Origin of the sequence: Ferdinandcohnia jepli (assembly GCF_047246645.1) — a bacterium.
GTDB lineage: Bacteria > Bacillota > Bacilli > Bacillales > Bacillaceae_L > Ferdinandcohnia.
In genome coordinates this window covers 129,458-142,147 of the sequence record NZ_JBFOKR010000010.1, presented here as the reverse complement: position 1 = coordinate 142,147, position 12,690 = coordinate 129,458, and the positions used below count along the sequence as shown (strand labels likewise).

At 34.4% G+C, this 12,690-nt stretch carries 15 protein-coding genes; 5 read left to right on the top strand and 10 right to left on the bottom strand.

All coding sequences use genetic code 11. The features are described 5' to 3' along the window. Positions 1 to 265: 265 nt before the first annotated feature. Positions 266 to 904, bottom strand: coding sequence for a glutamic-type intramembrane protease PrsW (gene prsW, locus AB3M96_RS12550; protein WP_412967955.1), 639 nt, complete (start codon positions 902 to 904; stop codon positions 266 to 268). 153 nt (positions 905 to 1,057) lie between these two features. Between prsW and AB3M96_RS12545 the strand changes: the two genes are divergently transcribed. Continuing rightward, positions 1,058 to 2,029 carry an asparaginase gene (locus AB3M96_RS12545; RefSeq protein WP_412967954.1) on the top strand — a complete coding sequence of 324 codons (972 nt, stop codon included), beginning with the start codon at positions 1,058 to 1,060 and terminating at the stop codon, positions 2,027 to 2,029. A 73-nt stretch (positions 2,030 to 2,102) separates the two neighbouring features. Here the strand turns inward: AB3M96_RS12545 and AB3M96_RS12540 are convergent, their stop codons facing one another. The 5 genes from AB3M96_RS12540 to AB3M96_RS12520 form a co-directional block, all read right to left on the bottom strand. After that, positions 2,103 to 3,077 carry a YpdA family putative bacillithiol disulfide reductase gene (locus tag AB3M96_RS12540; protein WP_412967953.1) on the bottom strand — a complete coding sequence of 325 codons (975 nt, stop codon included), beginning with the start codon at positions 3,075 to 3,077 and terminating at the stop codon, positions 2,103 to 2,105. A 178-nt stretch (positions 3,078 to 3,255) separates the two neighbouring features. Further along, a complete protein-coding gene (locus AB3M96_RS12535) occupies positions 3,256 to 4,536 on the bottom strand; it encodes a Glu/Leu/Phe/Val family dehydrogenase (RefSeq protein ID WP_412967952.1) in 1,281 nt (426 codons plus the stop codon). A 487-nt stretch (positions 4,537 to 5,023) separates the two neighbouring features. Beyond that, complete coding sequence (locus AB3M96_RS12530; protein WP_412967951.1) at positions 5,024 to 5,626, bottom strand: genetic competence negative regulator; 603 nt, start codon at positions 5,624 to 5,626, stop codon at positions 5,024 to 5,026. Positions 5,627 to 5,716: 90 nt separating this feature from the next. Then, entirely contained in the window at positions 5,717 to 6,442 is a 726-nt protein-coding gene (locus AB3M96_RS12525) for a metallophosphoesterase (protein ID WP_412968004.1), read from the bottom strand. Between the two features lie 63 nt (positions 6,443 to 6,505). Then, a complete protein-coding gene (locus AB3M96_RS12520) occupies positions 6,506 to 6,898 on the bottom strand; it encodes a hypothetical protein (protein WP_412967950.1) in 393 nt (130 codons plus the stop codon). A 163-nt stretch (positions 6,899 to 7,061) separates the two neighbouring features. On the opposite strand from AB3M96_RS12520, the gene AB3M96_RS12515 reads away from it, so the two are divergent. Genes AB3M96_RS12515 through AB3M96_RS12505 form a run of 3 tightly spaced genes read left to right on the top strand, consistent with a single transcriptional unit; the run spans position 7,062 to position 8,171 of the window. After that, complete coding sequence (locus AB3M96_RS12515; protein ID WP_412967949.1) at positions 7,062 to 7,292, top strand: spore coat associated protein CotJA; 231 nt, start codon at positions 7,062 to 7,064, stop codon at positions 7,290 to 7,292. Then, positions 7,289 to 7,549 (top strand): spore coat protein CotJB, encoded by a 261-nt coding sequence (locus AB3M96_RS12510; protein WP_412967948.1) that lies wholly within the window; start codon positions 7,289 to 7,291, stop codon positions 7,547 to 7,549. Before AB3M96_RS12515 ends, AB3M96_RS12510 begins: the two co-directional genes overlap by 4 nt. 52 nt (positions 7,550 to 7,601) lie before the next feature. After that, positions 7,602 to 8,171: a manganese catalase family protein gene (locus AB3M96_RS12505; RefSeq protein WP_412967947.1), complete on the top strand. Its 570-nt coding sequence runs from the start codon at positions 7,602 to 7,604 to the stop codon at positions 8,169 to 8,171. 107 nt (positions 8,172 to 8,278) lie between these two features. Here AB3M96_RS12505 and AB3M96_RS12500 read toward each other — a convergent pair whose 3' ends face one another. Genes AB3M96_RS12500 through AB3M96_RS12485 form a run of 4 tightly spaced genes read right to left on the bottom strand, consistent with a single transcriptional unit; the run spans position 8,279 to position 12,125 of the window. Then, positions 8,279 to 8,941, bottom strand: coding sequence for a LysM peptidoglycan-binding domain-containing protein (locus AB3M96_RS12500; RefSeq protein ID WP_412967946.1), 663 nt, complete (start codon positions 8,939 to 8,941; stop codon positions 8,279 to 8,281). Then, positions 8,941 to 9,543 (bottom strand): CPBP family intramembrane glutamic endopeptidase, encoded by a 603-nt coding sequence (locus AB3M96_RS12495; protein ID WP_412967945.1) that lies wholly within the window; start codon positions 9,541 to 9,543, stop codon positions 8,941 to 8,943. The genes AB3M96_RS12500 and AB3M96_RS12495 overlap by 1 nt, the downstream gene beginning before the upstream one ends. A 4-nt stretch (positions 9,544 to 9,547) precedes the next feature. Further along, a complete protein-coding gene (locus AB3M96_RS12490; RefSeq protein ID WP_412967944.1) occupies positions 9,548 to 11,059 on the bottom strand; it encodes a RecQ family ATP-dependent DNA helicase in 1,512 nt (503 codons plus the stop codon). Continuing rightward, entirely contained in the window at positions 11,046 to 12,125 is a 1,080-nt protein-coding gene (locus AB3M96_RS12485) for a YpbB family protein (RefSeq protein ID WP_412967943.1), read from the bottom strand. The genes AB3M96_RS12490 and AB3M96_RS12485 overlap by 14 nt, the downstream gene beginning before the upstream one ends. A gap of 293 nt (positions 12,126 to 12,418) precedes the next feature. Here AB3M96_RS12485 and AB3M96_RS12480 point away from each other — a divergent pair, with 293 nt between their 5' ends. Beyond that, positions 12,419 to 12,667 (top strand): 4Fe-4S domain-containing protein, encoded by a 249-nt coding sequence (locus AB3M96_RS12480; RefSeq protein ID WP_412967942.1) that lies wholly within the window; start codon positions 12,419 to 12,421, stop codon positions 12,665 to 12,667. The last annotated feature ends 23 nt before the right edge of the window (positions 12,668 to 12,690 follow it).

Below are 12,690 nucleotides of genomic sequence, written 5' to 3'. Positions count from 1 at the left end.
ATTTTCTATATATACTTAGGAGTTATTTTCTGTAGAGATTGGTATTTTATTCAGATTGATTCATTTCTTAGGAAGAATTTCTTACTTAATCGTTAAACAACTATAAAATATTGTTGAAAATTCTCCAAAAAAAAGAACCTAGCTAGTTCGCTAAGCCCATTGGATAGAGATATTAATTAGTCGATTAAATGTCCCTACTCGTTATGTGAGTGAGTGCCAGGAACGCATTCGTCTATAAATAGAAACGCCTTTCAAAAAGTCTAAATTAAGATTTGGCGATCTTTACTTTTCGTAAACCAAACCACCATAAAAACAACATAAACGGAAGCATATAATACAACCATTGCTCAAGAGTAATTAAGATATAATCATATATTCCATGTAAGCTAAATGGAAAAAGGAATGAGAAAAAAACCCATTTTCTCTTTTCATATCTCGGAGAAAACTTAGCTTTTCCTAAGTAGTAGCCCATAACTACGCCAAACAATGCGTGGCTTGATACGGGTAGCAAGGCTCTGCCGATTGCAAACTGAACTCCATTTACTAAGAGATACAAGATATTTTCTAATGTTGCAAATCCAAGTGATACAGCGGCACCATAAACAATTCCATCGTATGGCTCATCAAATTCGATATGTTGAAAAACAGTATAGTAAAGTACGAACCATTTAAAAAATTCCTCGAGGATACTTACACCCAAAAAAGCTTGTGTAAATCCATTCGTAAAGACTTGTTCTACTTCTAATATGTATTGTAAAAACATAATTGGAAACACAAGTATTGCACCAAAGACAAAGATACGAAAAACCATTGAAATTGGTTCAGCATCATACCTATCTCGCAAATAAAAATAGCTCAATAAGGCTAAACCAGGTGCAAGTCCTGCGGTTATGACCGCCAGCATATCAAATCCTCTTTTCCCTTATATCGAATTAAATTTTTAATTGTGAACAACTCATTTTTATCGTAACATGTTATTAGTAAATTGAAAATATGAAGAGAATACAAATTGATTACTATTTCTATTTTTTTCGACATAGAGAAAAGAGGCTTTATTATGAAAAAGATATTAATTATTCATACTGGTGGAACGATTGCAATGATGGAGGACAAGTCTACTGGGATTGTTCATCAAAACGTCCAAAACCCATTACATCAAACTACAGATGCTCTAACATCAATTGCTAATATTATTGTCGAAGATTTATTCCAGTTGCCTTCCCCACATATTACAAGGAACGAAATGCTGGCGCTTAAACATAAAATAGAAACTAGTATTGAAAACGATCAAATTGAGGGTGTAGTAATAACCCACGGTACAGATACACTTGAAGAGACAGCATACTTTTTAGATATAACAGTACAATCAGACATCCCAATAGTGGTAACAGGGGCAATGCGTTCTAGTAATGAACTCGGTGCAGATGGACCTTATAATCTTTTGTCAGCAGTCCGAGTAGCAACTAGTGACAGTGCTAGAGGAAAAGGTGTACTCGTTGTGTTTAACGATGAAATTCATACAGCAAAAAATGTTACAAAAACACATACAAGTAATATTGCAACCTTTCAGAGTCCACAATACGGACCAATCGGTATAGTTACCAAAAGAGGCGTTTCCTTTCACCATATTCCAAATATTAGAGAAACATACAATATAAATGAAATAAGGAAGAATGTTGTTCTCCTAAAAGCTTATGCTGGTATGGATGGTTCTATTATTACAGCAATACGTTCCCTAAATCTCGACGGACTTGTTATTGAAGCATTGGGACAAGGTAATTTACCACCAAAAATGGTCAAAGAAGTTAGTGAACTTATTCAGAGTGGAGTTCCTGTTGTACTTGTTTCTCGCTGCTTTAATGGATATGTGCAAGATGTATACAGCTATGAAGGTGGAGGCCGACAATTGAAGGATCTAGGAGTCATCTTTTCAAATGGTCTAAATGGTCAGAAGGCCAGAATAAAGCTTTTGGTTACACTTGAAAAAACAAATGATCATAAAGAACTTCAAGATATGTTTTTAAAATAAGGAAAAGGAGTAGGATTAAGCCCTACTCCTTTTGTATAATATCCCCTCAAGGAAGAATCCTCTGTACAACATACTATTCTTTATTCTCTTTTTTAACTATTGCATTTGCGATTAAATCTCCATGAAATCGACCATTTTCAATAAAAATTTCGTTGGCATTATTCCCAGCAGCAATAACCCCCGCTATATATATTCCTGTAATATTGGTTTCCATGGACTCTGGAATATAGATTGGCCTTCCACTTGATGAGTCTATATCAACACCCATTTTACGTATAAAGCCATGATCCGGATGATATCCTGTCATCGCAAAGACAAAATCATTTTTAATCGTTTTTACACTCTCATTGACTTTATAGATCACGTATTCTTCAGATATTTCACTAACATTTGCGTTAAACTCCATAACGATATCCCCATTACGGACAAGCGCTTCAAATTCCGGTAATATCCATGGCTTAATGCTAGGTGAATATTCATTCCCACGATATAAGACAGTAACTCTTGCACCCGCACTATTTAACTCTAATGCTGCATCTACACTTGAATTCTTACCGCCAATAACAACAACATCTTTATCAAAATAAGGATGTGCTTCTTTAAAATAATGCGAAACCTTTGGTAAATCTTCACCAGGTATATTTAGATAATTAGGATTGTCGTAGTAACCTGTTGCAATGATGACATTATTCGATTCGTATTCACCTTTTGAAGTTTTAATATGGAACTTACCATTTGCGAGTTTCTCTACATCAGTCACTTTTTCATATGAATGAACATTTATATCTTTACGTCTGACAACATCACGGTAATAAGCTAATGCTTGATTACGCTTAGGCTTACGATTTTCTGTAATAAAAGGAACATCACCAATCTCTAACTTCTCACTAGAGCTGAAAAAGGTTTGATGTGTTGGATAGTGGTAAATAGCGTTCACGATATTACCCTTTTCTAAAACTAAAGGTTTGATACCTATGTTTTGTAAAGAAATTGCAGCAGCTAATCCACATGGGCCACCACCGATTATAATGACTTTTTCAGTTTGCATGTATGTCACTCCAATTTTGTAGTCAAACATTTATATAATTACTCATTAAATAAATATCAATAAAAAATCTCCTATCAAAATGATAGGAGATTTTAAACCAGCTTGCAAATAAAATGATTAACTCTGGCATCAATCAAATAGTGGGATAAACAAAACTTCCACTGATTATCGTCTCAGTTTATATCCAACCCCTGAAACGTGAAGCTTCCGCCATTTTTCTTACTCCGACCATATAGGCTGCAAGTCGCATGTCTACACGTCTATTTTGAGCAGTTTGATAAATATTATCAAAGGATTTCACCATTACTTTTTCAAGTTTTTCTTCAACTTCTTCTTCAGTCCAATAATAGCCCTGATTATTTTGAACCCATTCAAAATATGAAACAGTAACTCCACCTGCACTAGCTAAAACGTCAGGTACAAGTAGGATACCTCTTTCGGTAAGAATTTGGGTTGCTTCAAGAGTTGTTGGACCATTTGCTGCTTCAACTACGATGCTTGCACGAATATTATGCGCATTGTCTTCAGTGATTTGATTTTCAATTGCAGCTGGGACAAGAATATCACAATCAAGCTCTAACAATTCCTTATTAGTTATTGTATTATTAAATAACTTTGTAACTGTTCCAAAACTGTCGCGACGATCTAATAGGTAATCAATATCTAAACCGTTCGGATCATATAGACCACCATATGCATCCGAAATACCAATTACCTTAGCACCTGCATCATGCATAAACTTAGATAAGAAACTACCAGCATTACCAAACCCTTGTACGACAACTCTTGCACCTTCTAGGTTAATTCCACGTTTGGCTGCGGCTTCGCGAATACAGATTGTTACACCTTTTGCAGTTGCAGATTCACGCCCATGTGATCCACCTAAAACCAGTGGTTTACCTGTGATAAACCCTGGTGAATTAAATTCATCTATTCTACTATATTCATCCATCATCCATGCCATAATTTGTGAATTTGTAAATACGTCTGGAGCTGGAATATCTTTTGTTGGTCCAACGATTTGACTAATCGCTCGAACATATCCACGGCTCAAACGCTCTAACTCGCGGAACGACATATCTCGTGGGTCACAAATGATTCCGCCTTTTCCTCCGCCATATGGTAAATCTACGATGCCACATTTTAAACTCATCCAAATTGAAAGTGCTTTTACTTCCTTCTCTGTAACATTTGGATGGAAGCGAATTCCGCCCTTAGTTGGACCGACAGCATCATTGTGCTGAGCGCGAAAGCCCGTGAAAATTTTAACAGAGCCGTCATCCATTCGCACCGGAATTTTAACTGTCATCATTCGAATTGGTTCTTTTAATAGTTCATAAACTTCTTCTGGGTACCCTAATTTCTCTAATGCCTTATGTATTACTGTTTGTGTAGACTTTAGGACATCCATTTTGTCTTCATTATGTTGTGGATTATCCTTTTTGTTATCGGCTACCATTTGTAAACCTCCCAAGATTTTTCACAGTTCCTTGCAATCAAATTCGCCTTTGCGTTTACACTTCAGATCTTTCATAAAAAATCTGAGGCATTCGCTCGAAGCATTTTGTTTATTCAGTCGTAATTATAACCAACTGAATAACCCTTTATCGCAAAATGCTCTTTATTTAAAGCTTAGAGACTTTGCAGAATAAAGTAAAAAAGGTGAAAAGCTGGAAATGCCGACCTTGTCGGTTATTACTTACAAAAATAGATTAGTAATCAGCTATTTCATAAAAAAGATAAAGACTTAAATAATAACATTTAAATACCTGATAATATTATAGTCCACCTTTCCATTCACTAGTATACACCTTCAAATTGTTTATGCAAGTACGAAAAATAAAGAATTTCAATTTTAATTCTTCGTCATGTAAACGGTTCCAATATTAGTATAGTATTATTGTCGGTATAATTTTTAAAACGTAAGAAAAGAATCCCTAACAAACTTAGAGATCCTTCTTCTTTTTTATAAAATATTTATATATATCACGCATTGCATACTCTGTTAAAATTATTTTTCCATATTCATGTACCCGATATTTAGTAATAGTTGCTGGATTACCAAATTCAGCTAAGATAGCGATAAGATTATCGGTGTTCATGCTGATATCTTCTTCAAGTAGTAAGTAAAATTGATTATTAAAGGAGTATAATCTCCCACCAGCTATCGAGAGTTCAAATAACCTGGACGATAATTGAATAACATCTTCAAAAGTATGAAACTGATAAAATATATCTTTGCTCTCGTCAAGAGTTACTTGCATTTCAATATAGTCATCCAGAAATTCTTCGCCATCCTCTTTTTCACCAATGCTATTTGTTACAATTATAACCATACCTTGTGCTTGCAAAGAATATACTTCAACAGCAATTGATCCGTCTGCTTCAAATCCTAATTCTGTGCTTGCTTCTTCAATCATATCACGAAACAATTGGTGGACTTTAAGTGAATCAGACATAAGATCTTCTTTTGTTAAACCACGTTCAATTAAATCATCAAAGGTTAAAAAAATCTTTATTTTATTATAATTTAAGCGTTCAAGACGCATTAATAACCCTCCCTCACCGTGACACCTACAGCAATCCTTTCTTTATTTTATGAAGGAATAAAAAATTTGTTCTTGTATTTAAGAAGCTTGTTAATTATCAGGTGATTGAAGAGTAAGTAAATGTGTTTCAGGTGGAGCACCCAGGCGTAAAGGGATGCTTGTTGTACCGTAACCATTACTAACAAAAATAGTGGTATTATTCATTTTCTCAACGCCACCTCTTTTGTACATTCCAAAGCCCCAAAATCTAATTTGTCCCCCATGTGTGTGGCCTGATAGTATCAGACTAATTTTGTGTTCATCTTGTATATCTTTCTTTATCTCTGGATTATGACAAACTAGTATTTTAAAAACTTCCCTTTCTTCTCCTGCATCAAGTAGTGCGAGGTCCAACCTGCTTCGTCCGACCTTTATATCGTCAATACCAAGTAAGGCAAGTTTTTCTCCTTCACCAGACTCAAAAAGCGCTGCTGTGTTATCTAAAATTTTTATCCCCATGCTTAACATCATTGAATCTAGTTCGTGATAATCAACCTCATAATCATTATTACCCCAAACAAAATAAGTTGGTGCAAGATCTTTTAATAATTGAAGGTTTTTCCTAACTCTTTCCATAGGTACTCCCTTTTCTGTCAGGTCTCCTCCAATTACTACAATATCTGCTTTACCCTTAACCTGTTCTATCATCTCTTTTGAGACTTCTCTTCTGTGAATATCTGAAATAAAAAAAATCGTAATTTTCCCAAAACTACTCGGAAAGTCTGGAAAAAACAATGTATTTTTAATTATGTTATTCTGATTAGCCTCTCTCCACATAAAAAAGAGTAGTGCTAAGCCAATGAGTATACATATCAGGAAAAATACAAGCACTTTTATCGCCTACCTATCTATATCAAACACTTTTTTCGTCTTCAAATCTACTGATATGATACCATATATTACCGAAAATGCTAAAAGTAATGAAGCTTGTAATGGACCAAGGATAAATAAAAAGAAATAACCAGCTAATACACTTATATAGACCAGTAATTGTGATGAGGATAAACGTTGTCCCTTACTGAATTTAAATGCGCTCTCAACTAATCCTTTAAACAATATCGAATGTGAAACAAAGCCTACTAAAAAGAAAACCATCATGAAAAAAAATAAAAATGGATTTATAATAAAACTCATTAGAAATTCACCAATATGAAATGGAGATGTGTCTGGTGCCATTAAAATAAGCATATATCCACAAACAAATCCAATTATTTCATACACGATTATTATCATACCATCTCCTCCTAATTCAAGCTATGAAGAGATACAGGATTTGATACAGAACTTAGTCACAAAATTTGAGTTGTCTCACAAAAAATCTTGGGCATTTTTTTACAAAAAACACCATAGAGTAGAATGACATCTGTTTGTATTCCGACACAAGGAGGTTTTGTCAATGTTTACAATTAGAAAACAGTATTATCCTTATGTAAGTCCATTTGATCCATGTATACCAATAACCTGTAAAACTTACTCCACTCCACCAAATCTTTATATCCCTTTCCAACCAGCCGGTCTTCCCCAGTATTCACCTAAAGAAGCATTATTTAAAGGAACATTATGGCCTGCTTTTTATGATCCATGGTATAACCCTTACGAAATGAAAAGAGAGGAGGAAACTCAATGAAAAAAATGCCTCCTGAATATTACTCATTGTTAGAAGAACTTCAAGCAGTTGATTTTGTGCTTGTTGAGCTCACTTTATATTTAGACACTCACCCCAATGATTTCGAAGCAATTCAACAATTTAATAACTACTCACTTCAACGCAGAAGAATTGCTAAGCAGTATGAGGAGAGATTTGGACCCTTACTACAATATGGACACAGCTATTCAGGATATCCATGGAATTGGAATGATACACCTTGGCCATGGCAGGTATAATGATCCGTTATTTTAGTTCATTACTTTAAAATGGTAAGGGAGGAAATGATAAATGTGGGTTTATGAAAAAAAGCTGCAATATCCTGTAAAAGTAAGTACATGTAATCCGACATTAGCAAAGTATTTAATAGAACAATACGGGGGAGCAGATGGGGAGTTATCCGCAGCATTGCGTTACTTAAATCAACGATACACTATACCTGATAAAGTAATTGGTTTATTAAATGACATCGGAACTGAAGAGTTTGCACACTTAGAAATGATAGCAACGATGATATATAAATTAACGAAGGATGCCACACCAGAGCAATTAAAAGCTGCAGGTCTAGATCCACATTATGTTAATCATGATTCAGCACTATTTTTCCATAACGCTGCTGGTGCACCTTGGACTGCAACTTATATTCAAGCAAAAGGAGATCCAATTGCAGATTTATATGAAGATATTGCTGCTGAGGAAAAAGCCAGAGCAACCTATCAATGGATTATTAATATGAGTGACGATCCTGATTTGAATGATGGGTTACGTTTTTTGCGTGAGCGAGAGATAATACATTCTCAACGTTTTCGCGAGGCTGTTGAAATACTTAAGGACGAACAAGGTAAAAAGAAATTCTTCTAATAAGAGGGTCATAGCTGAATGGGGAACATTCAGCTATTTACCTATCATAACTTTATATTTATAAAGTTTATCTCATAAACAATAAAAAACCGTGAATATACCACGGTTTAATTTATCTTGATTGGTATTCGCAGAACTTGTCCTTCATAGATGGTATTATCTTTTATATCATTCCATCTCTTTAAAAGCTCTTCACCTGACCTGCTTTTATAATATTTGATCGATACACTATACAATGTTTCATTAGCCTTTACCTTATGGTATTTAATATCATACTTTTCTTTAGGTTCTTCCTGAGGTTGTTCTTGTTTCTCTAAAACAACATCTTCTTTTGTCTCAGTTGTTGTAGATGTTTGAGTTTGTGGTGCTTCTTCAGTAGTAGGGCTATCAGCTTGGTTTATGTCCTGTTCATTTGTAATTTTTTCATTACTTGACTGCTCTATTGATGATTCTACAGTGGCAGGTTCATCCTCTTCAATTTTAGTGTGCGTAGCTTTTTTGTCATTTTTCTCATAGGACAGGCTTTCAAATGTAGAGCTACTGTTTTTAGTACTAGGTTCTACACTTTTTTTATCAGGGTTAAACAAATAACTTAATATAACAACCGGTAGTAATACAAATAAAAGTGCCAACAAACGGATGACTGGATATTTTATTTTAAATTTTGTTTTCTTCTTTTTTTCTTTATGCACTTCACTTCTAGGTGGTAGTGAAGTTTTATCTTTTTTTAACGTATAATAATCTTGATCTGCCCCATCGGTATGATTCACTACTCATTCACCTCATCTTTATCTTTTCTTTTATAATCATATCTAATTTTAATTGCAAAAATAAAATCAATAAGGAAGTGTGCAAAAACAGTTATCCACAGATTCTGATAAATCTCATAAATATACCCTAGTACGAAGCTTAATAAAATAACGGATATTAAAAGCACCCATTTTTGCAAATAACGGACATGTAATAAAGCAAAAACAAAACTTGCAACAAAAAGTCCAAAATGCGTCTGGATGATACCTCTAAATAATATCTCTTCTGCTAAGGCAATGAGCCAGCATAGTACAAATATATGAGGAACACTTCGCTTTTGAAAAATACGGTTATTTATACCGCCATCATCATACATCGATTTCGGAAGAAACTTTATTAATAAGAAGTCGACTATGATGACAACGATTGCTGTACTTCCACCTACAATTAGAATATTCCAATCCCTTATATTCCACAACTCCATGAATTCAGATAGTTCATTAAAAAGTAACAATCCAAGGCCTACAGATGTAAGCAGCAATAACCCTTGAGTTAAATACAGATGAAAAAGAATTTCTTTATCTCCTAGATTTTTAATGATATCAGCTTGTCGTTTCCCCATTTTTTCACTCGTTTCTTCGGAAAATGCTATACAGTTCTTGTTTCCAAGATGTGACCTCCCAGTTTTGCTTTCCGAATGATTTCTTATTATATAAACTCCACTCTACATGGCATTTATCACAACATGATTTAGGCTTTTTTTCCATATCTTCATGGAAATATGATAATAAGGCTTGTCTACGACAATCATTTGTTTGTAACCATCTTTTCATCGTTAGCAGTTTCTCGTATTTGTAGGACGATCTCTCATCTACTATCCGTGAGATAGCATCGAGTGACTTTTCCACATCGATTTCTTTGAAAATTTTATCTTCAAGATATAGATAATACTTAATAAATCGCCATTGAGTTTCAGATAAACCAAAATAGGTAATAAGTTGCTCTTCCTCTGGTTTAGTAAATGTATAGCTCCCAATCATTCTAATTTGTTGATTAATAAATTTTAAAAGCTGCTCTGTCTGAAGTACAGTTGGAAATTCAGATTTAATTAAGGATTCAGGAATTTCAAAGTCTCTATCATTGTGTAATAAAATTGCCACACTTGGATTACCATCTCTACCCGCTCTGCCAATCTCTTGCATATAGCTCTCAATTTGACTTGGAAAATGATAATGAATGACATACCGTATATCAGACTTATTAACACCCATTCCAAACGCATTTGTTGAGCAAATAATAGAGAGCTGGTTTGTAACAAATTGCTCCTGGATAAGCATTCTTTGTTCCTGTTCCATACCCGCATGATAGTAGGCAACCCTTTCGTAGCCCTCATCTTTCAATAATTGCGCAATAGACTCTGCTGCTGTCCTACTTGAAAAGTAGATAATACCTGGTCCCTCAAGTTCATTAACAAGCCTCTTTAACTCGTCATTTTTCTCATGGATAGACTGAACCTGTTTTACTACTATAGCGATATTTGGACGATCCACTGAATGTAAGTGCATATTCACTGAATCTAGTTGCAAAGATTTGGTTACGTCTTGTAATACTTCTTTTGTAGCAGTTGCAGTTAATGCCAAACATGTTGGGTTACCTAGTTCACTTCTAATTCTTCCTAAGCTTGAGTAATCTGGCCTGAAATCGTGTCCCCATTGAGAGATACAATGTGCTTCATCCACTACAAACAAGGAAACCTCTATTTGCTTTAAGCGATTCAATATTATCTGATTTTGAAGTATTTCGGGAGAAGCAAAAATAAACTTATATTGATGAAGATTTGCTATAATCTTTTGCTTCTTTCCATAAGGAAGAAAACTGTTTAACGCGATGACTCGTTTTTCCCCCATCTTCTTAATTTGCAAAACTTGGTCTTCCATTAATGCAACTAAAGGAGATACAATAAGAACACTTCCTTTTAGAATTTGTCCAGGTAATTGATAACACAAGGATTTTCCTCCACCAGTTGGAAGTAGTGCCATAACATCATGACCTGCTAAAATATCCTCTACAATTTCTTTCTGGCCTACTCTAAAGGAAGAAAGGTTAAACTTTTCTTTCAATACATTAGTTATGTTCATACATTCCACCACATTTAGCTAAAACTAGTCTAATTTCAAAATATGATATCTGATTACCGACACTTTCTTTTAGAGGTCGAAGTTGTTTTGTTTTTAATTTTTTGTAAGAAGTCAGGACTTTTTCCTGATGTTCCTCTGAGACAAACTCGTCAATCGAAAATCCAGGAATGTTGTGAATTATTTCTACGATGTGGTCCTCAATTGTGTTTTTCTTTAAGTTTCGACTGTTTGCAATTTCCTCAAGTGTAAGCCCTTTTTGGAGAAGTTCATACGTATGTCTTGTAGAGGACGTTAATGAAACGTGATCTTTGTTCTTGTTATTTAGTATTTGGGAAAAGACCGGGTAATTTTTCATATTCGACTCAATGGTATGAATGAACTTTTGTAAAACATTTATAAAAAGTAGATGACAGTACGTTTCATCGATCGAAAGAAACGAACTTATTTGCTCATTGGTATAGCCGATTCTGTTAGCACTAGTTAACCGCATTACAAATATTGTTGCTTCTTGTTCTGTAACATTTTCTAAGTATGTGAGGCATTCCTGTAAAACCATTTGCGATAATTCATGTCTGTTTCGCTGATTATGTCTTAAAAACGACTTCATCCATTCAATAACATGATCATCCTGCTGAATAGCTGTATAATGTTTTCTTTCATATATAAGATTTGAAAGAACCTGCGTTAGCAAGGATAGTCTTTGCCAAAATAAAGTGGAAGTATCATTATATTTCCAACCATTAAGTGAAGCTGGGAGCGGCCAAGACTCAAACGATTTAGTCAAGACATCTTTACCTTTTTGAGTAATAATATATTTATTTTGATCCTTACCAACCTCACTGATGAGTTGTTTACTCAGTAATAGTTTTGTACTCTCTTGAATCTGCTCTCTTGTGATTGATTTAATTGTCCCAAACAAATGAGACAAACCATATAAATTTGCATCTCCAATTGTTTGAGAAGACTTTTTTCCAGTTAAAAGATGAAAAATGCCATAAACTGTACGTTCACCGTTCAATTTATAAAGGCAATATAATAGTAATAGTGAACGATAAGTAATCACCATCAACACCCTTCTCAATCGACAATAATATTGGAAATTATCGAATGAATGAACTAACTCTATTTTAACAAATAATATTTAAAAGTGGGGATGTTTTGAATAGGAAATCGGGTTTGAAATCATAGATTATATGAACCCTTATATGATAAGTATTCTCAGTGTATATTTCTATTGAAATGTTTAACAAACACCTTTACAATATAAATATGAGGAAGTAGTTTCCATCTTATTCATTTAGGGTGAGGGACTCACATATAAATTGATAATACTTGTAATGATCTTGGGAGGTAATACACATGGCAAAGTACACGATTGTTGACAAAGAAACTTGTATCGCATGTGGTGCTTGTGGAGCTGCAGCACCGGATATTTATGATTACGATGATGACGGCATCGCTTTCGTAACGCTTGATGACAACCAAGGAATTGTTGAAATTCCAGAAATATTAGAAGAAGACATGATGGATGCATTCGAAGGTTGCCCAACTGACTCAATCAAAATTGCGGATGAGCCTTTCGATGGAGACGCATTAAAATTTGAATAGAATGTTCAACGGACCTTTTGTTA